Genomic DNA, 24,855 nt, shown 5'->3' with positions numbered 1-24,855 from the left:
GTGACGATCTGTCCGCGTGGCGGTGCGAGTCGGTGACGGGGACCTCCAGCCAGCCAATCGGAAGCACGGGAAGAGATGTCGGCACCCAATAAGTCGTACGACCCTGTCGAGGTCGAGGCGTTGAAACCGGAAGAGATCGAGCGCATGCGGGACGAGGCGCTCGCCGCCTTCGCCGCCGCGGACTCCCTCGACGCGCTCCACGAGGCCAAGGTCGCCCACACCGGCCCCGCCTCCCCGCTCTCCCTCGCCAACCGCGAGATCGGCGCCCTGCCCCCGCACGCCAAGGCCGACGCCGGCAAGCGCGTCGGCATGGCCCGCGGCGCCGTCAACAAGGCGCTCGCCGCCCGCCAGGTTGAACTGGAGGCCGAGCGGGACGCCCGCGTGCTGGTGGAGGAGGACGTCGACGTCACGCTGCCGTACGACCGCGTACCGGCCGGCGCCCGCCACCCGCTGACCACGCTCTCGGAGCGCATCGAGGACGTCTTCGTGGCCATGGGCTACGAGGTCGCCGAGGGCCCGCAGGCCGAGGCCGAGTGGTTCAACTTCGACGCCCTGAACATCGGCCCGGACCACCCGGCCCGCGGCGAGGCCGACACCTTCTTCGTGCAGGGCCCCGAAGGCGGCAGCGAGTCCGGTGTCGTCCTGCGCACCCACACCTCGCCGGTGCAGATCCGCTCCCTGCTCGAACGCGAGCTGCCGGTCTACGTGATCTGCCCCGGCCGCGTCTACCGCACCGACGAGCTGGACGCCACCCACACGCCCGTCTTCAACCAGGTCGAGCTGCTCGCCGTGGACGAGGGCCTGACCATGGCCGACCTCAAGGGCACCCTGGACCACATGGTGCAGTCCCTGTTCGGCGAGGGCATGAAGACCCGGCTGCGGCCGAACTTCTTCCCCTTCACCGAGCCGTCCGCCGAGATGGACATGGTGTGCTATGTCTGCCGCGGCGAGTCCGTCGGCAACCCCGACCGGCCCTGCCGCACCTGCTCCTCCGAGGGCTGGATCGAACTCGGCGGCTGCGGCATGGTCAACCCGCGGGTGCTCACCGCATGCGGTGTCGACCCGGAGAGGTACAGCGGCTTCGCCTTCGGGTTCGGCATCGAGCGGATGCTGATGTTCCGCCACAACGTCGAAGACATGCGAGACATGGTCGAGGGTGACGTCCGGTTCACCCGGCCGTTCGGGATGGAGATCTGATGCGGATCCCGCTTTCTTGGCTGCGGGAGTACGTCGACCTGCCGGCGACGGAGACCGGGCGCGACGTCCAGGCCAAGCTCATTTCGGCCGGCCTCGAGGTCGAGACCGTCGAACAGCTCGGCGCCGACCTCAAGGGGCCGCTCGCCGTCGGCCGGGTGCTGACCATCGAGGAGCTGGAGGGCTTCAAGAAGCCGATCCGCTTCTGCACCGTCGACGTCGGCCAGGCCAACGGCACCGGCGAGCCGCAGGAGATCGTCTGCGGCGCCCGCAACTTCGCCGTCGGCGACAAGGTCGTCGTGGTCCTCCCGGGCGCCGTGCTGCCCGGCGGCTTCGCGATCAGCGCCCGCAAGACCTACGGCAAGACCTCCCACGGCATGATCTGCTCCAGCGACGAGCTGGGCATGGGCGACGACGGCAGCCAGGGCATCATCGTGCTGCCGCCCGAGACCGAGGTCGGCAAGGACGCCATCGAGCTGCTGGAGCTGGTCGACGAGGTCCTCGACATCGCCGTCACCGCCAACCGCGGCGACTGCCTGTCCCTGCGCGGCGTCGCCCGCGAGACCGCCATCGCCTACGGCCTGCCGCTGCGCGACCCCGCCCTGCTCGACGTACCGGCGCCGAACGCGTTCGGCTACGCCGTGCGGATCGACGAGCCGTACGGCTGCGACCGCTTCGCCGCGCGCACCGTCTCCGGCCTCGACCCCGAGGCGCGCTCCCCGATCTGGCTCCAGCGCCGCCTCCAGAAGGCCGGGATGCGCCCGATCTCGCTCGCCGTCGACATCACCAACTACGTGATGCTGGAGCTCGGCCAGCCGCTGCACGCCTACGACCGCAAGCTGGTCCAGGGCACGATCGGCGTGCGCCGGGCCGAGGAGGGCGAGAAGTTCACCACCCTCGACGGCGTCAAGCGCACGCTGCACGCCGAGGACCTGGTCATCACCGACGAGCGTGGCCCCATCGGCCTCGCCGGCGTCATGGGCGGTGCCAACACCGAGATCGCCGACCACGAGGACACGGAGAACGCGACCACCGAGGTCGTCATCGAGGCCGCCCACTTCGACCAGGTCTCCATCGCGCGCACCGCCCGTCGCCACAAGCTGTCCTCGGAGGCCTCCCGCCGCTTCGAGCGGGGCGTCGACCCCCAGGCCGCCTCCGCCGCGGCCCAGCGCACGGTGGACCTGCTGGTCCTGCTCGCGGGCGGCACGGCCGACGCCGGTGTCACCGAGGTCGCCGCGCCCGCGGCTCCGCGCACGATCACCGTGCCGGCCGACCACCCGGACAAGGTCGCGGGCGTCGTCTACGGCCGTGAGGCCGTCGTCCGCCGGCTCCAGCAGATCGGCTGCCAGGTGGAGGGGCAGGACGACCTGACGGTCACCGTCCCGTCCTGGCGGCCCGACCTGACGGACCCCAACGACCTGGCCGAAGAGGTCATCCGCCTGGAGGGCTACGAGAACCTGCCCTCCACGCTGCCCAGGCTCCCCTCGGGCCGCGGCCTCACCCACCGCCAGCGGCTGCACCGCCGGGTCGGCCGCGCGCTGGCCGGCGCGGGCTACGTCGAGGCGCCGACCTACCCGTTCGTCGGCGAGCAGGTCTTCGACCAGCTCGGCCTGGAGCCCGGCGACCCCGCGCGCCGCGTGGTCCGGCTGGTCAACCCGCTCAGCGACGAGGAGCCCGTGCTGCGCACCACGCTGCTGCCGGGCCTGCTCGGCGCGCTGCGCCGCAACGACGGCCGCGGCAGCCACGATCTCGCCCTGTTCGAGACCGGCCTGGTCTTCCACCCGCGCGAGGAGCAGCGGGTCGCGGCCCAGCCGCCCGTCGACCGGCGTCCCACCGACGAGGAGATCGCGGAGCTGAACGCGGCGCTGCCCGAGCAGCCGCGCCATGTGGCCGTGGTCCTCGCGGGCGCCCGTGAGCAGACCGGCTGGTGGGGCAAGGGCCGCCCGGCCGACTGGGCCGACGCGGTCGAGGCCGCGCGGACCGCGGCCCGCGAGACCGGGGCCGAACTGATCGTCCGCAAGGGCCAGTACGGACCGTGGCACCCGGGCCGCTGCGCCGAGTTCGCGGTCGTCGTGGACGGCACCGAGCGGGTCGTGGGCCACGCGGGCGAACTGCACCCGCGCGTGGTCAAGGCACTGGGCCTGCCCGAGCGCACCTGCGCGATGGAGCTGAACCTGGACGTGCTGGAGCAGGTCGGCGACGACACCCCGCAGGCGCCGGGCATCTCCACGTTCCCGGTCGCCACGCAGGACGTCGCCCTCGTCGTCGACAAGCCGGTCCCGGCCGCCGACGTCGAGGCCGCGCTGCGCGAGGGTGCCGGTGAACTCCTGGAGTCCATCCGGCTGTTCGACCTCTACGAGAACGCCGAGCAGCTCGGCGAGGGCCGCAAGTCCCTCGCCTACGCGCTGCGCTTCCGCGCGCCGGACCGCACGCTGACCGTGGACGAGGCGTCCGCCGCCCGCGACGCGGCGGTGGCGCTGGCCGCTGAGCGCACGGGGGCGGAGCTGCGCAGCTAGCCGGTGAAGTGCGGGGAACTGCGAGTCCGTTGCCGTCTGCGGGCAGTCGGTGGCCGGTCGCGCGGTTCCCCGCGCCCCTTTTTGAGCCGGCCTCGGTCGACAAGGTGGGCCATCGGTGGAGCGGGTCCGTTGTCGGCTGCGGGTGGCCGGTGGCCGGTCGCGCGGTTCCCCGCGTCCCTTCTCGAGTCCGCCTGGGTCGACAGGGCCGGCCACCTTGCGGAGCGTCGCCGTGCCGGGCCGCCGTGTTTTGTTGAGGGGGAGCCGGCGGCCCGGACGGCCTCTTGGAGGAGGCGGTTCAGTCAACCGGGTGGGGACTCTCCGCGACAGCGCGCGTACAGCGCGGATGCGCGTGCTCCGTTCACACCCCGTGTGAAGGCGAACGCACTACGCTGTCGCCACCGAGCCACCGGGGGGCACTCATGCAGCCCAACACACTGCTCGACGCGATCCTGGACGAGGCCGGGATCTCGCACGCGGGCCTGGCAGCGCACGTCAACCAGGCGGGGCGGGCCCGCGGACTCACGCTCCGGTACGAACACACCGCCGTGGCCCGGTGGTTGAAGGGCCAGCGGCCGCGCGGCCAGGTGCCCGACCTGATCTGCGAGGTACTGGCGGTCCGGCTGCACCGGCCGGTCACGCTCGACGACATCGGCCTCGGCGTGCCCGGCGAGCCCTCCGCGCCGCACGGCACCTCGCTGTCCGGGTTCGTCGAACGCGCCACCGCCCTGTGGCGGTCCGACGAGCAGCAGCGCCCGCACCTCCTCGGAGCCCCCGCCGTGACCGGCACGCCCGCCGTCATGCCCGTGTGGGAGTGGGAGAACCCGCCCGAGGACGTGGACGTCTCCCGCGGTGGCCGGCACCGGGTCACCTCGTTGGACATCGAGATGCTGCGCGCCGCCCGCACGCACTACGAGCAGATGTACCGCAAGGCCGGCGGCGTCGCGACCCGCGGCCGTGTCGTGGGCTTCCTCAACGCCGAGGCCGCCCCGCTGCTGCGGGGCAACTACACCGACGCCACCGGCCGCCAACTGCACCGCGCCACCGGCGCCTTGGTGGCGATCGTGGGCATCTGCGCCTACGACTCCGACGCGCACGGCCTGGCCCAGCGCTACTTCCACCAGGCGCTCAGGCTCGCCAAGGCCAGCGGGGACCGGGGACTTGGCGCGTATGTGATCGCGCTGCTGGTCAACCAGTCGCTGTTCATGCGGGAGTACCGCCAGGCCGTCGCCTTCGCCGAGGCCGCCCTGCGCGCCGCCGGCCAGCACATCACCCCCGCGCTCGCCTCCGACCTGTACGCGATGCAGGCCAAGGCCTACGCCCACCTCGGCGACGGCACGAGCGCCCTGGGCTGCATCGGGCGCGCCGAGTCCGCGGCAGAACGCATCCGGCGCGGGTACGAACCCGACGAGACGGGCTACGTCCAACCGGGCCTGGTCAACGTGCAGGTGGCGGAGGCCTTGCTCAGCCTCGGCGAACTGGCCGCCGCCGAGGAGCACGCCGCGGCCGCCGTGGACAACCCCGCGCACGACCGGGGCAGGGTGCACCGGCTGGCCATGCTCAGCACGATCCAACTGCGCCGGGGCAACACCGACAAGGCGGTGGCCACGGCCGTGCGGATGGCCGAACAGGCCCGTGGGATGGAGTCGCAGCGGCTGCGGGACAGACTGCGTGCGGTGCGCGAGCACCTGGTGCGCAGCGGCGGCGCCGGCACGGCCGAGGCGGCCGAACTGATCGACGGGGCCCTGCGCGTACCGCTGTGACCGCGGCGCGGTGCTCCTGGCGGCTCGCCGTGCGCCTGCTGCGGGACCGTTCCGGCTGCGATATTGCCACTGACCCGACGGAAGGTGGCAGAACCGTGCAGTGGACGAAACAGAACGAACAAACTGTGTACGCAAACCGCTGGTTCACCGTCAACCTCGCGGATGTCGAGCTGCCGGACGGCCGGCACCTCGACCACTTCCTGATACGGCTGCGGCCCGTCGCCGTGGCCACGGTGGTGAACGAGGCGGGTGAGGTCCTCCTCCTGTGGCGCCACCGCTTCATCACCGACAGCTGGGGCTGGGAGCTCGCGGCGGGCGTCGTGGAGGACGGCGAGGACGTCGCGGCCGCCGCCGCCAGGGAACTGGAGGAGGAGACCGGCTGGCGGCCAGGACCCCTGCGTCACCTCATGAGCGTGGAGCCGTCCAACGGACTCACCGACGCCCGGCACCACATCTACTGGTCGGACGAGGGCGAGTACGTCGGACACCCGGCGGACGACTTCGAGTCCGACCGCCGGGAATGGGTCCCCCTCAAGATCGTTCCCGACCTGGTCGCCCGCGGCGAGGTCCCGGCCGCCAACATGGCGGCCGCGTTGCTGCTCCTGCACCACCTCAGGCTGGGCCAGGACACCCTGCCCTGACGGGCAGCCGGGCAGGTTCCGTGCCGGCCGGGCAGGGCCCACCAGGCCTGTGAACGACACGGGCCCGGCACCACCTCGGTGCCGGGCCCGCTGACCGTCGCTCTTCGTGGTCAGCCGTAGGTGTAGAAGCCGGAGCCGGACTTCCGGCCGAGCCGGCCGGCGTCCACCATGCGCTGGAGCAGAGGGGGAGCGGCGTACAGCGGCTCCTTGTACTCCTCGTACATGGAGTGGGCGACCGAGGCCACCGTGTCCAGACCGATCAGGTCGGACAGCTTCAGCGGGCCCATCGGGTGGGCGCAGCCCAGCTCCATGCCGTTGTCGATGTCCTCGCGGCTGGCGATGCCCGACTCGAACATCCGGATCGCCGAGAGCAGGTAGGGGATCAGCAGCGCGTTCACCACGAAGCCCGAGCGGTCCTGGGCGCGGATCGCGTGCTTGCCGAGCACCTTCTCGGTGAACAGCTGCGCCCGGCTCAGCGTGCCCTCGGAGGTGGTGAGCGCCGGGATCAGCTCGACCAGCTGCTGCACCGGGGCGGGGTTGAAGAAGTGGATGCCGATCACCTGGTCGGGCCGCGCGGTGGCGACCGCCAGCCTCACCAGCGGGATGGAGGAGGTGTTGGAGGCCAGGATCGCGTCCGGCCGGGTCACCACCTGGTCCAGGACCTGGAAGATCTCGGTCTTGACCTGCTCGTTCTCCACCACGGCCTCGATCACCAGGTCGCGGTCGGAGAACTCGCCGAGGTCGGTGGTGAAGCTCAGCCGGGCCTGCGTCGCGTCCCGCTCCGCCTCGCTGATCTTGCCGCGCTCGGCCGCCTTGGCCAGGGAGTTGAACAGCCGGGTACGGCCTATCTCCAGGGCCTCGCCGGTGGTCTCGGCGACTTTCACCTCCAGGCCGGCCCGGGCGCACACCTCGGCGATGCCCGCACCCATCTGGCCGCAGCCCACCACTCCGACGCGTGCAATGTCTCCCGAAATGCCGGTCACATCGTCCCTTTCGCAGTTCCTACGGCTGTGGCAGGCGGCCCGTTGTGCGGTGCCTGCTCCGATCGTGCACGTTACCCCCGTAGTGACCGTGATCGGTTGCCCGGGTCGGGCATCCTGAGCAGGAGAACGATCCGTGACCGTGCGGATCCACGGCGTACTGGGAGTGCCCGGATGGCCCGAGCGGCACGGGTGACACGACGGTCGTTCACCATGGCGGCGCTGTCGACCCTGGCGATGACCGGCGACGCGGCCACCGCGACGGGCGGCACCGGCACGGACCGGTGGGGCCGCGCCGCGGTCAGCGAGATGCGCGGCATGTGGCTGGCGACCGTGCGCAACCGCGACTGGCCCTCACGCACCGGGCTGAGCGCGGCCCGGCAGCGCGGTGAGCTGGCCGCCCTGCTCGACGTGGCGGTGCGCCGCCGGCTCAACACGGTGTTCCTCCAGGTGCGCCCGTCGGCCGACGCGCTGTGGCCCTCGCCCCACGAGCCGTGGTCGCAGTTCCTCACCGGCACGCAGGGCAGGGACCCCGGCTGGGATCCGCTGGGCACGGCCGTGGCGGAGGCGCACGCCCGCGGACTGCGGCTGCACGCCTGGTTCAACCCCTACCGGGTCGCCCTGCACGACGACCCGGCCCTGCTGGCCGCCTCCCATCCGGCCCGCAGGCACCCCGACTGGGTGGTGCGGTACGGCGGGTGTCTCTACTACAACCCCGGACTGCCGGAGGTCCGGTGCTTCGTGCGGCAGGCGATGCTCGACGCGGTGTCCCGGTACCCGGTGGACGGCGTCCATTTCGACGACTACTTCTACCCCTATCCGGTCGCCGGCCAGACCTTCGACGACGACGCCGCCCACCACCGGTACGGCGGCGCCTTCGCCGGCCGGGCCGACTGGCGGCGCGACAACGTCGACCGGCTGATCCGCGAGACGGCCGCGGCCATCGCCGTCACCCGCCCGGGCACCCGGTTCGGGATCAGCCCCTTCGGGGTGTGGCGCAACGCCTCGACCGACCCGCGCGGCTCGGACACCCGGGCCGGCGTGCAGACGTACGACAACCTGTACGCGGACACGCGCAAGTGGGTCATGGAGGGCTGGATCGACTACGTCGTCCCGCAGCTGTACTGGGCCGTCGGCTTCGCCACCGCCGACTACGCCGCCCTGCTGCCCTGGTGGGCCGAGGTGGCGCGGGGCAGCCGTACGCGGCTGTACGTGGGGGAGGCGCTCTACAAGGCCGGCGACCCCGCGCAGGGCGCGGCCTGGCAGCAGCCCGACGAACTGTCCCGTCACCTCACCCTCGCGGCCGCGCACCCGGAAGTACGCGGGCACGTCTTCTTCGCCGCGAAGGAGGTGGCTGCCGACCCGTCGGGGGCCATGGCGCGGGTCGTCGCCGACCACTACCGCCGGCCGGCGAGACCCCCGCGCTGACTCAGTGGTGTTCGTGCTCCTTCTTGTGGCGGACCTGGCAGTCGGGGCCCGGTGACATGACGGCCTCGTGCCCGTCCGGGAAACGGACGCGGTACGGCGGGTTGCCCTCCGTGCCCATGACCTCGACGATTTCGCTGATCTGGTCGTGCTGACCGACCACCCTGCCGTGTTGGACGAGCTGGTCGCCCACGGTTGCGCGCATCTGCGGGGCCTCCTCACCATGTGCGGGAGCAGCGGTCCTCGACTTCCGAGTCTACGGGTGCGGAGCGCGACTGGAACCGGTGAGCGCCGGGCCGGTGTGCGGTCGGCACCGGTGTGAGCGCCGGTCAGCCGCGCGCCCGCTGGGTGACGGCGATGCAGACGAGCACGGCTACGGCCGTCACGGGGGCGGCCGCAGTGAGGTGCTCGCCGAGCAGCAGCACCGACCACACCAGTGTGAGCAGGGGTTGGGCCAACTGCAACTGGCTCGCCCTGGGGATGCCGACGGCGGCCATGCCCCGGTACCAGACGACCAGCCCGAGGAACTGCGAGCCCGCCGCGACCCAGAGCAGCCCGGTCACGCTGTGGACGCCCAGGTGCACGGGCTCGTGCGTCAGCGCGAGCGCGGCCGCGGGCGCGGTGAGCGGCAGGCACACCACCAGCGCCCAGCCGATGACCTGCCAGCCCGGCATCACGCGGGCCAGCCGGCCGCCCTCGGTGTAGCCGGCGGCGCACACGAGCAGGGCGCCGAACAGGTAGGCGTCGGCGGTGGTCAGCGCACCGCCGCTCTGCTGCACGGTGAAGGCCACCACGGCCGCCGCGCCCGCCAGCGCCGCCGTCCAGAACGTGCGCGAGGGGCGGATGCCGAAGCGCAGCGCGGAGAGCAGCGCCGTGGTGAGCGGCAGCAGGCCCACGACGACGGCGGCGTGCGCGGTGGTGGAGGTCTCCAGGGCGAGCGTGGTGAGCAGCGGGAAGCCGAGGACCACTCCGGCGGCCACGACCGCGAGGCCGGGCCAGTGCCGGCGTGCGGGCGGCGGTACGCGCAGCGCCAGCAGGCAGCCGCCCGCGAGGACGGCGGCGAGCACACTGCGCACGGCCACCAGGGACCAGGGTCCGAAGCCCTCCAGGCCCCAGGCGGTGGCCGGGAAGGTCAGGGAGAAGGCGACCACGCCGAGGGCCGCCTGAAGGATGCCGGCGCGCGGGTGGGCCGGGGCGTCCACCGCTATCGGTGTCGGTGCGGTAGCGCTACTCTGTACTCTCATGCAACAGCGTAGCAGCGTCGCCGAACTGGCAAAATGCCTGCGGAGGGAGCTGGACCGCTACTCACCTGGCGGAAAGCTCCCGTCGAGCCGGGTCCTCGTCGAGCGGTACCGGGTCAGTCCGGTGACCGTCTCGCGGGCCCTGTCGCAGCTGGCGGCCGAGGGCCTGGTGGTCACCCGTCCCGGCGCCGGCGCCTTCCGCGCCCCGGCGCGCGCGACGGCCGCTCCCGCCGGCGACACCTCCTGGCAGGAGGTCGCGCTCAGCGCGGACGGCGCCGCCGACCTCGTACCGCGCACGGTGGACGCCTCCGGCGTCACGATCTCGCTGGCCGCCCCGCCGCCGGGCGTGATCGAGTTCAACGGCGGCTACCTGCACCCCTCGTTGCAGCCCGAGCGGGCCATGGCCGCCGCGCTGTCCCGGGCCGGACGCCGTCCCGGTGCGTGGGGGCGGCCGCCGCTGGAGGGGCTGCCGGAACTGCGCGAGTGGTTCGCGCGGGACATCGGCGGACCGGCCGGGACCGTCACCGCCGCCGAGGTCCTGATCGCCGCGGGCGGTCAGTCCGCGCTGACCACCGCCCTGCGTGCCCTGGCCCCGCCCGGCGCTCCGGTGCTGGTCGAGTCGCCCACCTATCCCGGCATGCTGGCCATCGCCCGGTCCTCCGGGCTGCGGCCCGTACCCGTGCCCGTCGACGCGGACGGGGTGAGGCCGGAACTGCTTGCCGACGCGTTCCGGGCCACCGGCGCCCGCGTGTTCGTCTGCCAGCCCCTGTTCCAGAACCCCACCGGCGCCGTCCTCGCCCCCGACCGGCGCGCGCGGGTGCTGCGGACGGCCCGCGAGGCCGGCGCCTTCGTCGTCGAGGACGACTTCGTACGGCGGCTCGCGCACGAGGACGCCGGCACCCTGCCGCCCCCGCTCGTCGCCGGCGACCCGGACGGGGTCGTGGTGCACGTCGGCTCGCTGACCAAGGCCACCTCGCCCAGCTTCCGGGTGAGCGCGCTGGTCGCGCGCGGCCCGGTGCTGGAACGGCTGCGCGCCATCCAGGTCGTGGACACGTTCTTCGTGCCGCGGCCGTTGCAGGAGGCCGCCCTCGAACTGGTCGGCTCACCCGCCTGGCCGCGCCATCTGCGCGCGCTCGCCGCCGAGTTGAAGAGCCGTCGGGACGCGCTGACCACCGCGCTGCGGGAGCACCTTCCCGAACTCGCCCTGCCGCACGTCCCGTCCGGCGGCTACCACCTGTGGCCGCGCCTGCCCGACGGAACGGACGAGGCCGCCCTGACCGCCGCCGCCCTGCGCGCGGGTGTCGCGCTCACTCCCGGCCGCCCGTACTTCAGCGCCGAACCCCCGGCCGCCCACATGCGGTTGAGCTTCGCCGCGGTCGGCGGCACGGCGGAGATCGCCGAGGGCGTGCGCCGCCTGCGGACGGCCTGCGCGGAGGCGCTGCCCTGACGCTCGGGCAGGGGAACCGGCCGCGGGGAACAGGGAGTTCAGTCCTCGCGCGTGTAGTCCGTCGTCAGCAGCAGGTCCTTCGCGGGGCCGGCCACGCGCCACACCGTGCGCCAGTGCCCGGCGTCCCGGACGGTGAACTCGCCCCGGTAGAGATCCGCCGCGCACGGATGCCCGGCCAGGTGCCGCCCGGAGCGCAGGTCCAGATCGTGGAAGGGCCGTCCGTCCGCGAAGCGCACGTCGGCCGTGCCCGGCACGCTTCCGGGCAGAAAGCGCAGCGTCCGCTCGGCGGGCCGGGCCACCCCCTGCCAGACGAACGTGCCGCACTCCCGGTGCAGCAGCCCGCCGCCGTCCAGGGCGCCGAAGGCCGTCGTACCGGTGAACTTCCCCGTCCCGCCGCCCGCCAGGTCCCGCACCGACCGCCGGACCCGCCAGTTCCCGGCCAGGTACGCCAGCACGTCCGGCACCGGCAGGAACCGGTCCTCCACCGCCCGCTCGCCCTTTTCCACCCGCTCACCGTACGACGACCGGTCTCGATTCCGTTGCATAAACGTGCAGGAATACGTATAGTCATGCCATCGAGGAGGAGGAGGGTTCATGGCTGTACGTGTGGCGGTCGCCGGAGCGAGTGGATACGCGGGCGGAGAAGCGCTGCGCCTGCTCCTGGCGCACCCCGAGGCCGAGATCGGCGCCCTGACCGGGAACTCCAACGCCGGAGAGCGGCTCGGCGCCTTGCAGCCGCACCTGCTGCCCCTCGCCGATCGCGTCCTGGAGGAGACCACCCCCGACGTCCTCGCCGGGCACGACGTCGTCTTCCTCGCCCTGCCGCACGGCCGGTCCGCCGCCGTCGCCGAGCGACTGGGCCCCGACGTCCTCGTCATCGACATGGGCGCCGACTTCCGGCTGAAGGACCCCGCCGACTGGGAGCGCTTCTACGGCTCCCCGCACGCCGGCACCTGGCCCTACGGCCTCCCCGAACTCCCCGGCGGCCGCGCCGCGCTGGCGGGGGCCAGGCGCATCGCGGTGCCCGGCTGCTACCCGACGGCCGCCTCCCTCGCCCTCTTCCCGGCCTACGCGGCCGGACTCGCCGAGAACGAGGCCGTGATCGTCGCCGCCTCCGGCACCTCCGGCGCCGGCAAGGCGGCCAAGCCGCACCTGCTCGGCTCCGAGGTCATGGGATCCATGTCCCCCTACGGGGTGGGCGGCCTGCACCGGCACACCCCGGAGATGATCCAGAACCTCAGCGCCGCGGCGGGGGAGCCCGTCACCGTGTCCTTCACGCCCACCCTCGCGCCGATGCCCCGCGGCATCCTCGCCACGTGCAGCGCCAAGGCCCGGCCCGGGGTCACCGCCGACTCCGTGCGCGCCGCGTACGAGAAGGCCTACGCCGACGAGCCCTTCGTCCACCTCCTCCCCGAGGGGCGCTGGCCCGCCACCGCCTCCGTGTACGGCTCCAACGCCGTACAGATCCAGGTGGCGTACGACCCCGCCGCGCACCGCGTCCTCGCGATCAGCGCCATCGACAACCTGACCAAGGGCACCGCGGGCGGCGCGGTGCAGAGCATGAACATCGCCCTCGGACTTCCCGAGGAGCTCGGACTTTCCACGATCGGAGTCGCACCGTGAGCGTGACGGCAGCCAAGGGGTTCCAGGCGACGGGTATCGCCGCCGGGATCAAGGAGAGCGGAAACCCGGACCTGGCCCTCGTGGTCAACACCGGGCCCCGCCGCGCCGCCGCGGGCGTCTTCACCTCCAACCGCGTCAAGGCCGCCCCGGTGCAGTGGTCCGAGCAGGTCCTCAAGGACGGCAGGCTCTCCGCGGTCGTCCTCAACTCCGGCGGCGCCAACGCCTGCACCGGCTCCAAGGGCTTCCAGGACACCCACGCCACCGCCGAGAAGGCCGCCGGCGTGCTCGGTGTCGGCGCCATCGAGGTCGCGGTCTGCTCCACCGGACTGATCGGCGTCCTGCTGCCCATGGACAAGCTGCTGCCGGGCGTCGAGACGGCCGCCGCCCAGCTCTCCGAGCACGGCGGAGAGAAGGCCGCCATCGCCATCAAGACCACCGACACCGTCCACAAGACGTCCGTGGTGACCAAGGACGGCTGGACCGTCGGCGGCATGGCCAAGGGCGCCGGCATGCTCGCCCCGGGCCTGGCCACCATGCTCGTGGTCCTCACCACGGACGCCGACCTCGAGGCCGACGTGCTCGACCAGGCGCTGCGCGCCGCCACCAGGGTCACCTTCGACCGGGTCGACTCCGACGGCTGCATGTCCACCAACGACACCGTGCTGCTGCTCGCCTCCGGCGCCTCCGGGGTCACCCCGGGGTACGCGGAGTTCGCCGAGGCCGTACGGGCGGTGTGCGACGACCTCGGGCAGCAGCTCATCCGGGACGCCGAGGGCGCCAGCAAGGACATCAAGGTCGAGGTGGTGGGCGCCGCGACCGAGGAGGACGCCGTGGAGGTGGGCCGCTCCATCGCCCGCAACAACCTCCTCAAGTGCGCCATCCACGGCGAGGACCCCAACTGGGGCCGCGTCCTGTCCGCCATCGGCACCACCGGGGCCGCCTTCGAGCCCGACCGGCTGAACGTCGCCATCAACGGCGTCTGGGTCTGCAAGAACGGCGGCGTCGGCGAGGACCGCGCGAAGGTCGACATGCGCTACCGCGAGGTCCACATCGTGGCCGACCTCGCCGCCGGCGCCCAGACCGCCACCATCTGGACCAACGACCTCACCGCCGACTACGTCCACGAGAACAGCGCTTACTCCTCATGAGCTCCGGAATCACTCGCAAACACACCGCGCTCCCCAAGGCGAAGATCCTCGTCGAGGCGCTGCCCTGGCTGACCCGGCACCACGGCAAGATCGTCGTCATCAAGTTCGGCGGCAACGCCATGGTGGACGAGGAGCTGAAGGCCGCCTTCGCCCAGGACGTCGTCTTCCTGCGGCACGCCGGCCTCAGGCCCGTCGTCGTGCACGGCGGCGGCCCCCAGATCAGCCGGGCGCTCGACCGGCACGGCATCGTCAGCGAGTTCAGGGCGGGCCTGCGGGTCACCACCGAGGAGGCCATGGACGTCGTGCGGATGGTGCTGGCCGGGCAGGTGCAGCGGGAGCTGGTGGGCCTGCTCAACCAGCACGGGCCGTTCGCCGTCGGCCTCACCGGCGAGGACGCGCACACCATCACCGCCACCAAGCACACCCCCGAGATCGACGGCGAGCCGGTCGACATCGGGCGGGTGGGCGAGATCACCGCGATCGACACCGGCGCGATCGAGGCGCTGCTCGCCGACGGGCGCATCCCGGTCGTCTCCTCGATCGCCCGCTCCGAGGACGACGGGCACGTCTACAACGTCAATGCCGATACGGCGGCCGCGGCACTCGCGGCGGCACTGGGCGCCGAGACCCTCATGGTCCTCACCGACGTCGAGGGCCTCTACGAGGACTGGCCGAACTCCGACGAGGTGATCAGCCGCCTGACCGCGAGCGAGCTGGAGAAGCTGCTGCCGGAGCTGTCCTCCGGCATGGTGCCGAAGATGCGGGGCTGCCTGCACGCGGTGCGCGGCGGCGTGACCACCGCCCGCGTCATCGACGGCCGGGTCCAGCACTCGATCCTGCTGGAGATCTTCACCGACGAGGGCATCGGCACGATGGTCGTGCCGGACGAACAGGGGGAGTCGTGAGCAACCAGGACGTGAGCCACCAGGACCCGAGCAATCAGGACGTGGGCAACCAGGCACTGGCCGCGCGCTGGCAGGGCGCGCTCATGAACAACTACGGCACCCCGCGGCTCGCCCTCGTCCGCGGCGCGGGCGCGAAGCTGTGGGACGCCGACGGCCGGGAGTACGTCGACTTCGTCGGCGGTATCGCGGTCAACGCGCTCGGCCACGCCCACCCCGCCGTCGTCGAGGCGGTCGGACGGCAGATCGCCTCCCTCGGCCACGTCTCCAACCTGTTCATCGCCGAACCGCCCGTCGCCCTGGCCGAACGGCTGCTCCAGCTCTTCGGCCGGGACGGCAAGGTGTTCTTCTGCAACTCCGGCGCCGAGGCCAACGAGGGCGCCTTCAAGATCGGCCGGCTGACCGGGCGACCGCACATGGTCGCCACCGAGGGCGGCTTCCACGGCCGTACGATGGGCGCCCTCGCGCTCACCGGCCAGCCCGGCAAGCAGGAGCCGTTCCTGCCGCTGCCCGGCGAGGTCACCCACGTGCCCTACGGGGACGCGCGGGCCCTGGCCGCCGCGGTCACCGAGGAGACCGCCCTCGTCGTCATCGAGCCCGTTCAGGGCGAGAACGGGGTCGTGGTGCCCCCGCCCGGCTATCTGAAGGCGGCCAGGGCGATCACGGCGGCCACCGGTTCGCTGCTGGTCCTCGACGAGGTGCAGACCGGGGTCGGGCGCACCGGGCACTGGTTCGAGTACCAGGCCCACGAGGGCGTCCTGCCGGACATCGTCACGCTCGCCAAGGGCCTGGGCGGCGGACTGCCGCTCGGCGCCACCGTCGCCTTCGGGCGCGCCGCCGACCTGCTCCAGCCCGGTCAGCACGGTACGACCTTCGGCGGCAACCCGGTCGCCTGCGCCGCCGGACTCGCCGTCCTGGACACGATCGCGGGCGAGGGACTGCTGGAGAACGTCAAGCGGCAGAGCGAGAAGCTGCGCGAGGGAATCGAGTCACTGGATCACCCGCTGGTCGCCCACGTCAGGGGCGCGGGTCTGCTGCTGGGTATCGTGCTCACCGAGCCGCGCGCGCCCCAGGTGCAGCAGGCGGCTCAGGAGGCCGGTTTCCTGGTGAACGCGCCCGCCCCCGACGTCGTACGGCTGATGCCGCCGCTGAACCTCGGCGACGACGAGGTGGACGCCTTCCTCGGAGCGCTGCCCGGCGTCCTGGACGTGGCAAACGGGGACGGATGATCCGGAGATTGAGACGACGATGAGTCAGGCGCAGAACGGTCAGACCGAGGCCGGGCCGGCGGTGCCGCAGACCCGCACCGCCCGTCACCGCCGGATCGTGGACATCCTCAACCGGCAACCGGTGCGCTCCCAGAGCCAGTTGGCGAAGCTGCTGGCCGACGACGGGCTGAGCGTCACCCAGGCGACGCTCTCCCGCGACCTGGACGAGCTGAACGCGGTGAAGATCCGCAACACCGACGGCGACCTCATCTACGCGGTGCCCAGCGAGGGCGGTTTCCGCACCCCGCGCGCACCGCTGGGGGAGTCGGTGAAGGAGGAGCGGATGCGGCGGCTCTCGCAGGAGCTGCTGATCTCCGCGGAGGCCTCCGCCAACCTCGTGGTCCTGCGGACGCCCCCGGGGGCTGCGCAGTTCCTCGCCTCGGCCATCGACCAGGCCGAACTGCACGACATCCTGGGGACCATCGCGGGCGACGACACGCTGCTGCTGATCAGCCGGGACCCCACCGGGGGACAGGCACTGGCTGACCACCTGCTGAGGCTGGCGCAGAACGGCCAGTGACCCCTGGCGCGGGCCCGGCCGGATCTCAGCCCAGCCGGGCGGCGAGCCCGTGCGTGCACCTGACCTCGTCGCCAGCCGTGATCAGCAGCGCCTCCACGTCCGGCAACGACTCCAGCCAGGCCAGGCCCGCGCGGGAGCCCATGGCGAACGCGGCCGTCGCCCAGCAGTCCGCCCAGGTCAGGCTGGGGGCGACCACGGTGACCGCGACCAGGTCGGTGACCGCCGACCTGCCGGTGCTCGGGTCGACGATGTGGGCGCCGCGCTCGGCCATGCCCGACGTCGCCACCGCCAGCTCGCTCGTACCCGCCGCGGAGACCACCGCCGCGAGTCCGCCGGGGCGCAGGGGGTCCGACACACCCACGCGCCAGGGCCGCTGCGCGCCGGGGGAGCCGAGCAACTGCACGTCTCCGCCGCCGTTCACGCTGACTCCGTCCACCCCCGCCGCCGCGATCCGCCGGGCGGCCCGTTCGGCGGCCCAGCCCTTGACGATCCCGGTCGGATCCAGGCTCCCCTGGTAGCGCAGGCTGAACCAGCCTTCGCTGCCCCGTTCGGCCTCGGCGCCCAGTTCGAGCACCTCGGCGACCTCGGGGTCGCACTCCGCCACGGTCAGCTCACCGCGTGCCAGGCGGGAGAGCTGGCTGTCGTCGCGATAGGTGCTGAACACCTCGTCGACCCGGTGCAGCCCGGCGATCGCCTCGCCCAGGGCCGCCGCCACCGCGTCGGACCGACCGCCGCGGACGTCGAAGGAGAAGACGGTCCCCATGACCTCCTCCGCGTGCCGCACCGCGGCGGGACGCTCGGCCGACCCGGGCACGGCCTCAGCCACCGGCCTTGTCCAGTGCCGACTGGAGGGACTTCTTGTAGCCGCCGCTGGTGTAGGTCGCTCCGGAGATGGTGTCGATGTTCGCGCTCTGCGCGGTCACGGCCTCCTGGTTGAGCCGGGGCACCGCCAGTTCGCTCTTCTGGCCGCTGACCCCACCCTGCGGCGCCCGCACGGCCTCAGCCTTGGTGATCCTGCCATTGCTGACCGTGATCCGGACCTGTACCGGGCCGTAGTCGGTCTGGGCGGCCTCACCCGTGACGGTGCGGGCCTGGGCGGCTCCCGATCCGGCGGCCCCCGAGGAGGACGAACCGGACGGCGCCCCGGAGGACGAACCGGAGGCCGGTCCCGACGCCGAACCGCCCGCCTTCGCCTTGTCCAGTGCCGACTGGAGGGACTTCTTGTAGCCGCCGCTGGTGTAGGTCGCTCCGGAGACGGTGTCGATGTTCGCGCTCTGCGCGGTCACGGCCTCCTGGTTGAGCCGGGGCACCGCCAGTTCGCTCTTCTGGCCGCTGACCCCACCCTGCGGCGCCCGCACCGCCTCCGCCGCGGTGATCCTGCCGTCGCTGACGGTCAGCCGGACCTGCACGTCGCCGTACTGGGTCCGGGCCACGTCGCCGGTCACGGACCGCGTGCCTGTCCGCTGTGCACCGCTGCCGCCCTGCGGCGACTCCTGCGCCGCCGCGGTCCGCTGCGGCGCCGCGCCGGCCGCCGAGGCGGAGGCGGGGTCGGAGGCCGGCTTCAGCGACAGCAGCAGCACGATGCCGGACACGGTCGCGGCGCCGGCCAGCACGGCACGTCGGATGGGGTGGCTCTTCCTCATCGGCGATGAGCTCCTGAATTCCCGTGAGTCCCGTAAGTCATGTGGTTTCCGCTCCGTTCCGCGTTCCCGTCGCTCACATCTCGAACGACTCGTGATGGATGCGGCGAGCGGGGACTCCCGCGCCGCGCAGTGCCTCGTACACCGACTGCGCGAAGCCGGGCGGGCCGCACATGAAGACGTCGTGGCGGTCGATGTCGGCGATCTTGCGGCGCAGCGACTCGGCGGAGATGTCGGGGCGTTCCCCGTCCGGGCTGTTGACCGCGTACATCAGGCGGGCGCCGCGCTCGTCGGCGATCTTCGCCAGCTCGTCCCACAGGGCCAGGTCCTGCGTGCTGTTGGCCCGGTACAGCAACGTGATGTCACCGGCCGCGCCGGGCAGCGTCTCGAACAGCGCCCGCATCGGCGTGATGCCCACCCCGCCCGCCACCAGCAGCACCTGGCCACGGCTGCGCCGGGACGCGGTCAGCGCGCCGTACGGCCCCTCCGCCCACACCCGGGTGCCGGGGGTGAGGTCGCGCAGCCCGGTGCTGTGGTCGCCGATCGCCTTGACGGTGATGCGCAGCAGGTCCGGACGGGGCGCCGCCGACAGGGAGTACGGGTGGGAGGAGAACCGCATGCCCGGCGCCAGGAACCGCCAGCGGAAGAACTGCCCGGCCTCCGCGCCCATCCGGTGCAGCTTCTTGCCGCCGATCAGCACCGACACGATGCCCGGCGTCTCCTCGATCACCGCCTCCACCCGCATGCGGTGGCGCAGGTTCAGCCGGATCGGGGTGAGGATCCGGCACCAGATCACCAGCGCGGTCACCGCGCCGTACAGGCCGTACCAGAAGGTCCTGGCGGCCGGTTCCACGGCGAAGTCGTTGCCGGTGGTGATCTGGTGCCAGAACGTCAGGAACACCGTGGCATAGGTGAACAGGTGCACGTGGTACCAGGTGTCGTACGGCATCCGGCGGCGCACCGGGCCGATCGAGACCAGTCCGACGACCACCAGCAGACCGGTGCCGATCGCGGCCTTGCCCATGTCGGGCAGCTGCTCGACGGACTCGACGGTCTGCGCCACGATGTCGCCGAGCGACCTGCCGCCCAGCAGCGCGTAGCCCCACATGGTGAGGAAGACGTGCGCGAGGACCAGGCACAGCGTGTACCGGCCGGTCATGGCGTGCCAGCGCGCGACCCGGTCGGAGCCCACCCGCCGCTCCAGGGCCGGCACCCGCGCCATCTGGAGCACGACCAGCGCCATGAGATAGCCGGCGAGCAGGCCGGTGATCCGGCCCGCGTTCAGGACCTTCCCGGCGGTGCCGTCGATGGACGGAGTGTTCATCCACCACAGCCAGACGACGCCCGCCGCGCCCGCCCAGACGGCGGTCAGCAGTGGGACGGCGGGGGAACGGCGCGGCCGGATGCGGCGCATCGTCTGGCGCCGGGCGGCGCGGCCTCCTGCGAGCGTGCTGGTCACGGTTCCTCCGCGGACGGGGTCAAGGGGGGCGGCGTGGTCCCTTGGCCCTGGAATACGTGCCACGGCGGCCCCGCGTTCAGTGTCCGGCCGAGGTTCAGCGCCGGGCCGCGTCCAGCGCGGACTGGAGCGAGCGGCGGTATCCGTCACTGGTGTACGTCGCCCCCGAGACGGTGTCGATGCTCGCGCTCTGCGCGGCCAGCGCCTCCCTGCGCAGCCGGGGGATGGCGTAGCCGCTGATCTCCCGGTCCCGCGGGTTGCCGGAGGGCTGGGCGAGCGCGGTCACGTCGGTGATCCGGCCGTCGACGAGCGTGACCCGCACCTGCACCGGGCCCCAGCGGGTCCGCACCGTCTCACCGGTGACGGTCCTGGTACCGGTGGACCGGCCGGCCCCGCCGGCCGCACCCGATCCGCCGGACGTGCTCGAACCGCTGGACGGGGTCGGCGCCGGATCCGCGGCGACCTGCGGCGGCGTGTGCGGCTTGAGCGACAGCAGCATCACCAGCCCGGAGACGGTGGCGGCGCTCGCCAGCACGACACGGCGCAGCGGACGGTTCTTCCTCAACGCGTGCAACAGGGCCTCACAGCTCGAACGACTCGTGGTGGATACGGCGGTCCGGCACCCCGGCGGCGCGCAGTACCTCGTACAGGTCCCGGGCGAAGGCGTGCGGGCCGCAGAGGTACACGTCGTGCCCGGCCAGGTCGGAGACGGCCGCGCGCAGGGACTCCACGGTGAGGCGGGGACGTTCGCCGCGCGGGCCGTTGAGCGCGTACAGCACCCGCGCCCCGCGCCCGTGCGCTATGGCCTCCAACTCACCGCCCAGGGCGAGGTCTTCGGCCGTACGCGCCCGGTACAGCAAGGTGACGTCACCGGGCAGCGTCTCGAACAGCGCCCGCAGCGGCGTGATGCCGACCCCGGCCGCGATCAGCAGGGACTGGTGCGAGGTGCGCCGGTCGGCGGTCATCGACCCGTAGGGGCCCTCCGCCCACACCCTGGTGCCCGGCCGCAGCAGCGGCACGGCCGCGCTGTGGTCGCCGAGCGCCTTCACCGTGATGCGCAGCAGGTCCGGACGGGACGGCGCCGACAGGGAGTACGGCGTCGACGTCCAGCCCATGCCCTCGGCGAGGAACCGCCAGCGGAAGAACTGCCCCGGCCGCGCGCCCAGTTCGTCCAGCCGGTGGCCGCGCACGACGACGGAGTACACACCCGGCGCCTCCTTGTGGACCGCCTCGACCCGCATCCGGTGGCGCAGGTTGAGCCGCACCGGGATCAGGATCCGGAACCACACCACCAGGGCCGCGACGCCCAGGTACAGCGCGTACCAGGCGGCTGTGGCCAGGGCGTGACCGGTGAACTCGCCACCGAGCGCCACCTGGTGACCGAAGGCCAGGAAGACGGCGGCGTAGGTGAGCAGGTGCGTGTAGTACCAGAACTCGTGGCCGGTCCGGCTGCGCACCGCGCGCGCCGAGGTGACGCCGACCGCGAAGAGGATCACGGTCCCGGCGGTGGCCTTCAGCATCTCCGGGTAGTCCAGCACCACCGTGACCGCCTCGCGCAGGACGGAGGAGCCGTCCTGCGCGGCGTATCCGGCGAGGATCAGCACCACGTGCACGACCAGCAGGCACACCGTGTAGCGGCCGGCCATCGCATGCCAGCGCGTCACCCGGTCCGAGCCGATCCGGCGCTCCAGCAGCGGCACCCGCGCCATCAGGCCCACCAGCACCGCGCAGGCGTACCCGCACAGCAGGCCCGCGATCCGCCCGGCGCCGGTCAGCCAGCCCGCCGCGCCCACGACGGAGGCGGTGTCGTACCACCACAGGAGGACCACCGCGGCGGCCCCCGCCCACAGCAGCGCCAGCATCGCGCCCGCCGGGGAGCGGCGGGGCGCCAGTGGCACGGGCGGTGCCGCCCGCCGCTCGTACACCGTGGTCATCCGCTCTCCCGTCCCTACGCCGGTCCAGGACACAACTGTGCGGGGCGAACCTCTGAGGAAGCTCTGAGCCGTGGGCCGCGTGGGCCCGCTCACAGAAAACTCAGAGGGTCCTCCCTCGCCGTCCGGGCCGGGGACCGGCGATGCTGGAGGGGCCATGGACACCTTCCGCCCGAGCCCTGCCGGCCTGCCCGCCCTCACCCGCCTCGACGGCACCCCCGTGCGCGTCCTCGTCGTCGACGACGACCCCGACCTCGCCGAAGTGCTCTGCGGAGCCCTGCGCTACCAGGGCTGGGAGGTGGGCGCCGCGGGCGACGGGGCCTCGGCCATCGCCGCGGCGCGCGAGGTGCGGCCCGACGCCGTCGTCCTCGACGTGATGCTCCCGGACACCGACGGATTCGCCGTGCTGCGCGAGCTGCACGCCGCGCAGCCGGACATCTGTGTGCTCTTCCTCACGGCGCGGGACGCGGTGGAGGACCGTGTCGCGGGGATCACCGCGGGCGGCGACGACTACGTGACCAAGCCGTTCAGCCTGGAGGAGGTGGTCGCCCGGTTGCGCGGACTGCTGCGCCGCGCCGGCATGGCCCGGCAGCCGGCGGACGGCCCACGGCTGACCGTGGGCGACCTGGTCATGGACGAGGACGCCCGCGAGGTCACCCGGGCGGGAGAGCTGATCGAGCTGTCCCCGACCGAGTTCGAGCTGCTGCGCTTCCTGATGCACAACCCGCGCCGGGTGCTGAGCAAGGCGCGGATCCTCGACCGTGTGTGGTCCTACGACTTCGGCGGCCAGGCCCATGTGGTGGAGCTGTACATCTCGTATCTGCGCAAGAAGGTGGACGCCGGACACGAACCCATGATCCACACGGTGCGCGGGGCCGGGTACGTGCTGAAGCCGGCGGTACGGTGACCGCGCCGCGGCGGGCGATGACACCGCGGATACGCCGGCTGCCCCGGCCGCGCACCCTGCGGGCCCGGCTCACCTTCGGCCTGGTGGTGCTGCTGGCCGTCGGCTGCGCCGCCGTCGGCGTGGCCGCGGTCATCGAACTGGACGGCTTCCTCACCGGCCGGATCGACCAGCAGCTCCAGCAGGCCGGGCCGGGCTTCCCGGAGAGCCTGGAGCACGGCACCGCCACGCCCGCCAAGCCCTCCGACCACGACGGCGACGAGCGCGGCGACACCCGCCGCCAGGCCGCCGCCACCTTCGGTGCCCGGCTCCTCGGCGGCACGGTGACCCACGCGGCCATGGTCCCCTCCCCGTCCCGTCCCGGCTTCGACGTCACCCTCACCGGTGCCGACCGCAGGGCACTGGCCGCGCTCCCGGCGGACCACGGCGGGCACACGGTGCGCCTGTCCGACCTGGGCGAGTACCGGCTGGCCGCCTGGCCTGGCCGGGACGGCGACGTGCTGGTCACCGGGCTGCCGATGGCGCCGGTGCGGGCCGCCGTCCACCGCCTCGAACTGGTCGCGGGAACCGTCTCCGCCCTGGCTCTGGCCGTCGCCGGGGTCGCCGGTGCCCTGTGGGTGCGCTGGTCGCTGCGGCCGCTGACCCGGGTCGCGGAAACCGCCGCCCGGGTCAGCGAGCTGCCGCTGGCCAGCGGAGAGGTGGCGCTGCCGCCCCGCGCCCCGCGCGCCGACCCGCGCAGCGAGGTCGGGCGGGTCGGCGCCGCCTTCAACCGGATGCTCCACCACGTCGAGGACGCGCTGACCAAACGGCACGCCAGTGAGGAGCGGCTGCGCGGCTTCGCCGCCGACGCCAGCCACGAGCTGCGCACTCCGGTCGCCACCGTGCGCGGCCACGCCGAGCTCGCCCTGCTGCATCCCGGGCCGGTGCCGCCCGAGGTCACCCGCGCCCTGGAACGCATCGCCTCCGAGTCCGCGCGCATGGGCGAGATGGTCGACGAGATGCTGCTCCTGGCCCGGCTGGACGCCGGGCGTCCCCTGCACCGCCGACCGGTCGACCTGACCCGCCTGGTCCTGGACGCGGTGACGGACGCCCGGGCCGCCGGTCCGGAGCACCGCTGGACGCTGGAGCTGCCGGAGGAACCGGTGACGGTCACCGGTGACGCCCACCGGCTCCAGCAGGTGCTCGCCAACCTGCTGGCCAACGCGCGTGCGCACACGCCCGCGGGGACCGAGGTGACGGTGTCCCTGGACCTGGAGTGCGACCGGGAGGCGGACCCGGGGAGTGCCGCCACGGCCGTGCTGCGTGTGCACGACGACGGGCCCGGCGTCCCCGAGGAGGTCCAGCCCGGTGTCTTCGAGCGCTTCACCCGGGCCGACCGCCGCCGCACCGACTCCTTCGGCGGCGCCGGGGCCGGTCTGGGCCTGTCGATCGTGGCGGCCGTGACGGAGGCCCACGGCGGCGGTGTCGGCCTGGACAGCCGCCCCGGCTCCACGGCCTTCACCGTCCGGCTGCCGGCGGGCGGTGGCGGGTTCAGTAACGGCTGATCGCGGTCGCCCCGCCCGCCGTGCCGATCGCGATGTGCGGCCGGCGCCCGGGATCCGCCCACGCCAGGATCCGCCGCATGGCCTCCCGCGGCACCGACACACAGCCGGCCGTCGCCCCGGGCCCGTCGACGTGCAGGAAGATCCCCGCTCCCCGGCCGCGTACCGGACGGGAGTAGACGTGCAGGAAGATCCCCGCTCCCCGGCCGCGTACCGGACGGGAGTAGTTGAAGCCGATGACGAGAGCGTGCGCGTACTGCCTCGGGTACGCCACCAAGTGCTCGGACTCGGTGGCCCGGCAGTCCGCGGGGCGCGGCTGGGTCCAGCGGTTGTAGGAGCGCGAGCCGTTGTCCTGGCACCACCAGGAGTCCGGGCCCACCCGCCGGTACCGCAGCCGGGTCCCATCCGGTGCGGACGTGACGCCGAAGGCGAACGGCAGGTGGTACAGCCCGGTCGGGGTCGTGTACGTGCCCTGCCGTCGCACCGTGCCCTCGCCGAGGCCCTTCGCGCCGAACCGGGCCGGTGCCGAACCGGCCCGCACCCAGCGCCCGCCGCGCAGGTTCCACCAGGTGACCGTGCCCGACGTGGCGCCGGTGCGGGCCGCCTGAGCGGTGATCAGCTGGGTGCCGCCGCCGGTGTCCCGCATCCGCGCCGGGAGCGGTACCTCACCCGCGGGCGCGGCACCGAGCGTGAGGAGGGACAGGGCGGCGAGGATCAC

At 73.2% G+C, this 24,855-nt stretch carries 23 protein-coding genes; 13 read left to right on the top strand and 10 right to left on the bottom strand.

Translation table 11 applies throughout. The annotated features are described in order from the left end of the window. Nucleotides 1-75: 75 nt before the first annotated feature. From pheS to ABZ818_RS10490, 4 genes are all read left to right on the top strand, one after another. Nucleotides 76-1,197, top strand: coding sequence for a phenylalanine--tRNA ligase subunit alpha (pheS, locus tag ABZ818_RS10505; protein ID WP_361412812.1), 1,122 nt, complete (start codon nt 76-78; stop codon nt 1,195-1,197). Continuing rightward, nucleotides 1,197-3,710, top strand: a complete 2,514-nt coding sequence (gene pheT, locus ABZ818_RS10500) for a phenylalanine--tRNA ligase subunit beta (RefSeq protein WP_361412811.1) — start codon at nt 1,197-1,199, stop codon at nt 3,708-3,710. Before pheS ends, pheT begins: the two co-directional genes overlap by 1 nt. 419 nt (nt 3,711-4,129) lie before the next feature. Beyond that, nucleotides 4,130-5,470, top strand: coding sequence for a transcriptional regulator (locus ABZ818_RS10495; RefSeq protein ID WP_361412810.1), 1,341 nt, complete (start codon nt 4,130-4,132; stop codon nt 5,468-5,470). Between the two features lie 95 nt (nt 5,471-5,565). Beyond that, entirely contained in the window at nt 5,566-6,111 is a 546-nt protein-coding gene (locus ABZ818_RS10490; RefSeq protein ID WP_361412809.1) for an NUDIX domain-containing protein, read from the top strand. A gap of 110 nt (nt 6,112-6,221) precedes the next feature. Here the strand turns inward: ABZ818_RS10490 and ABZ818_RS10485 are convergent, their stop codons facing one another. Next, nucleotides 6,222-7,094, bottom strand: coding sequence for a 3-hydroxybutyryl-CoA dehydrogenase (locus ABZ818_RS10485; protein WP_361412808.1), 873 nt, complete (start codon nt 7,092-7,094; stop codon nt 6,222-6,224). Between the two features lie 171 nt (nt 7,095-7,265). On the opposite strand from ABZ818_RS10485, the gene ABZ818_RS10480 reads away from it, so the two are divergent. Next, nucleotides 7,266-8,519 (top strand): family 10 glycosylhydrolase, encoded by a 1,254-nt coding sequence (locus tag ABZ818_RS10480; RefSeq protein ID WP_361412807.1) that lies wholly within the window; start codon nt 7,266-7,268, stop codon nt 8,517-8,519. 1 nt (nt 8,520) lies between these two features. On the opposite strand, the gene ABZ818_RS10475 is transcribed toward ABZ818_RS10480, so the two are convergent. Then, entirely contained in the window at nt 8,521-8,721 is a 201-nt protein-coding gene (locus tag ABZ818_RS10475) for a DUF1918 domain-containing protein (protein WP_141362616.1), read from the bottom strand. 124 nt (nt 8,722-8,845) lie between these two features. Further along, nucleotides 8,846-9,760, bottom strand: coding sequence for a DMT family transporter (locus tag ABZ818_RS10470; protein WP_361412806.1), 915 nt, complete (start codon nt 9,758-9,760; stop codon nt 8,846-8,848). Here ABZ818_RS10470 and ABZ818_RS10465 point away from each other — a divergent pair. Next, nucleotides 9,759-11,204: a PLP-dependent aminotransferase family protein gene (locus tag ABZ818_RS10465; protein WP_361412805.1), complete on the top strand. Its 1,446-nt coding sequence runs from the start codon at nt 9,759-9,761 to the stop codon at nt 11,202-11,204. The genes ABZ818_RS10470 and ABZ818_RS10465 overlap by 2 nt on opposite strands. A 38-nt stretch (nt 11,205-11,242) precedes the next feature. On the opposite strand, the gene ABZ818_RS10460 is transcribed toward ABZ818_RS10465, so the two are convergent. Then, nucleotides 11,243-11,710 carry a DUF6314 family protein gene (locus ABZ818_RS10460; RefSeq protein ID WP_361412804.1) on the bottom strand — a complete coding sequence of 156 codons (468 nt, stop codon included), beginning with the start codon at nt 11,708-11,710 and terminating at the stop codon, nt 11,243-11,245. An 88-nt stretch (nt 11,711-11,798) separates the two neighbouring features. Here ABZ818_RS10460 and argC point away from each other — a divergent pair, with 88 nt between their 5' ends. From argC to ABZ818_RS10435, 5 genes are read left to right on the top strand one after another with little or no spacing between them, the layout of a single operon-like run. After that, nucleotides 11,799-12,827, top strand: coding sequence for an N-acetyl-gamma-glutamyl-phosphate reductase (argC, locus tag ABZ818_RS10455; protein ID WP_361412803.1), 1,029 nt, complete (start codon nt 11,799-11,801; stop codon nt 12,825-12,827). Next, nucleotides 12,824-13,975: a bifunctional glutamate N-acetyltransferase/amino-acid acetyltransferase ArgJ gene (argJ, locus tag ABZ818_RS10450; protein WP_361412802.1), complete on the top strand. Its 1,152-nt coding sequence runs from the start codon at nt 12,824-12,826 to the stop codon at nt 13,973-13,975. Before argC ends, argJ begins: the two co-directional genes overlap by 4 nt. Next, entirely contained in the window at nt 13,972-14,880 is a 909-nt protein-coding gene (gene argB, locus ABZ818_RS10445; RefSeq protein WP_361412801.1) for an acetylglutamate kinase, read from the top strand. Before argJ ends, argB begins: the two co-directional genes overlap by 4 nt. A gap of 41 nt (nt 14,881-14,921) precedes the next feature. Continuing rightward, a complete protein-coding gene (locus ABZ818_RS10440) occupies nt 14,922-16,106 on the top strand; it encodes an acetylornithine transaminase (RefSeq protein ID WP_361412885.1) in 1,185 nt (394 codons plus the stop codon). Nucleotides 16,107-16,125: 19 nt separating this feature from the next. Next, nucleotides 16,126-16,665 (top strand): arginine repressor, encoded by a 540-nt coding sequence (locus ABZ818_RS10435; protein ID WP_100567805.1) that lies wholly within the window; start codon nt 16,126-16,128, stop codon nt 16,663-16,665. A gap of 25 nt (nt 16,666-16,690) precedes the next feature. On the opposite strand, the gene ABZ818_RS10430 is transcribed toward ABZ818_RS10435, so the two are convergent. From ABZ818_RS10430 to ABZ818_RS10410, 5 genes are all read right to left on the bottom strand, one after another. Then, entirely contained in the window at nt 16,691-17,428 is a 738-nt protein-coding gene (locus tag ABZ818_RS10430; RefSeq protein WP_361412884.1) for an FAD:protein FMN transferase, read from the bottom strand. Between the two features lie 55 nt (nt 17,429-17,483). Beyond that, on the bottom strand, nt 17,484-18,308 hold the full coding sequence (locus tag ABZ818_RS10425) for an FMN-binding protein (RefSeq protein ID WP_361412800.1): 825 nt from the start codon (nt 18,306-18,308) through the stop codon (nt 17,484-17,486). Nucleotides 18,309-18,381: 73 nt separating this feature from the next. Then, nucleotides 18,382-19,764 (bottom strand): ferredoxin reductase family protein, encoded by a 1,383-nt coding sequence (locus ABZ818_RS10420; RefSeq protein WP_361412799.1) that lies wholly within the window; start codon nt 19,762-19,764, stop codon nt 18,382-18,384. A gap of 94 nt (nt 19,765-19,858) precedes the next feature. Next, nucleotides 19,859-20,335, bottom strand: coding sequence for an FMN-binding protein (locus tag ABZ818_RS10415; protein ID WP_361412798.1), 477 nt, complete (start codon nt 20,333-20,335; stop codon nt 19,859-19,861). Between the two features lie 7 nt (nt 20,336-20,342). After that, nucleotides 20,343-21,695 (bottom strand): ferredoxin reductase family protein, encoded by a 1,353-nt coding sequence (locus ABZ818_RS10410; RefSeq protein WP_361412797.1) that lies wholly within the window; start codon nt 21,693-21,695, stop codon nt 20,343-20,345. Between the two features lie 154 nt (nt 21,696-21,849). On the opposite strand from ABZ818_RS10410, the gene ABZ818_RS10405 reads away from it, so the two are divergent. Together ABZ818_RS10405 and ABZ818_RS10400 are read left to right on the top strand one after the other, a co-directional pair. Further along, entirely contained in the window at nt 21,850-22,599 is a 750-nt protein-coding gene (locus ABZ818_RS10405) for a response regulator transcription factor (RefSeq protein ID WP_361412796.1), read from the top strand. Between the two features lie 17 nt (nt 22,600-22,616). Further along, nucleotides 22,617-24,140 carry a HAMP domain-containing sensor histidine kinase gene (locus ABZ818_RS10400; RefSeq protein WP_361412795.1) on the top strand — a complete coding sequence of 508 codons (1,524 nt, stop codon included), beginning with the start codon at nt 22,617-22,619 and terminating at the stop codon, nt 24,138-24,140. Here ABZ818_RS10400 and ABZ818_RS10395 read toward each other — a convergent pair. Beyond that, nucleotides 24,127-24,855: a L,D-transpeptidase family protein gene (locus tag ABZ818_RS10395; protein WP_361412794.1), complete on the bottom strand. Its 729-nt coding sequence runs from the start codon at nt 24,853-24,855 to the stop codon at nt 24,127-24,129. The two genes, ABZ818_RS10400 and ABZ818_RS10395, sit on opposite strands and share 14 nt — an antisense overlap.

The sequence above is a fragment of the Streptomyces sp. NPDC047453 genome (assembly GCF_040643155.1).
In the GTDB taxonomy this organism is placed as follows: domain Bacteria; phylum Actinomycetota; class Actinomycetes; order Streptomycetales; family Streptomycetaceae; genus Streptomyces.
Note: the sequence above shows the minus strand (reverse complement) of the source record. Positions and strands in the feature narration are given on the sequence as shown.

Bases quoted from the DNA above. Each gene is read 5' to 3' on its own strand.
- ABZ818_RS10430 (WP_361412884.1), bottom strand. From the start codon at position 17,428: ATGGGGACCGTCTTCTCCTTCGACGTCCGCGGCGGTCGGTCCGACGCG.
- ABZ818_RS10425 (WP_361412800.1), bottom strand. From the start codon at position 18,308: ATGAGGAAGAGCCACCCCATCCGACGTGCCGTGCTGGCCGGCGCCGCG.
- argC (WP_361412803.1), top strand. From the start codon at position 11,799: ATGGCTGTACGTGTGGCGGTCGCCGGAGCGAGTGGATACGCGGGCGGA.
- ABZ818_RS10495 (WP_361412810.1), top strand. From the start codon at position 4,130: ATGCAGCCCAACACACTGCTCGACGCGATCCTGGACGAGGCCGGGATC.
- ABZ818_RS10435 (WP_100567805.1), top strand. From the start codon at position 16,126: ATGAGTCAGGCGCAGAACGGTCAGACCGAGGCCGGGCCGGCGGTGCCG.
- ABZ818_RS10405 (WP_361412796.1), top strand. From the start codon at position 21,850: ATGGACACCTTCCGCCCGAGCCCTGCCGGCCTGCCCGCCCTCACCCGC.
- pheT (WP_361412811.1), top strand. From the start codon at position 1,197: ATGCGGATCCCGCTTTCTTGGCTGCGGGAGTACGTCGACCTGCCGGCG.
- ABZ818_RS10475 (WP_141362616.1), bottom strand. From the start codon at position 8,721: ATGCGCGCAACCGTGGGCGACCAGCTCGTCCAACACGGCAGGGTGGTC.
- ABZ818_RS10480 (WP_361412807.1), top strand. From the start codon at position 7,266: ATGGCCCGAGCGGCACGGGTGACACGACGGTCGTTCACCATGGCGGCG.
- pheS (WP_361412812.1), top strand. From the start codon at position 76: ATGTCGGCACCCAATAAGTCGTACGACCCTGTCGAGGTCGAGGCGTTG.
- ABZ818_RS10410 (WP_361412797.1), bottom strand. From the start codon at position 21,695: ATGACCACGGTGTACGAGCGGCGGGCGGCACCGCCCGTGCCACTGGCG.
- argB (WP_361412801.1), top strand. From the start codon at position 13,972: ATGAGCTCCGGAATCACTCGCAAACACACCGCGCTCCCCAAGGCGAAG.
- ABZ818_RS10400 (WP_361412795.1), top strand. From the start codon at position 22,617: ATGACACCGCGGATACGCCGGCTGCCCCGGCCGCGCACCCTGCGGGCC.
- ABZ818_RS10465 (WP_361412805.1), top strand. From the start codon at position 9,759: ATGCAACAGCGTAGCAGCGTCGCCGAACTGGCAAAATGCCTGCGGAGG.
- ABZ818_RS10470 (WP_361412806.1), bottom strand. From the start codon at position 9,760: ATGAGAGTACAGAGTAGCGCTACCGCACCGACACCGATAGCGGTGGAC.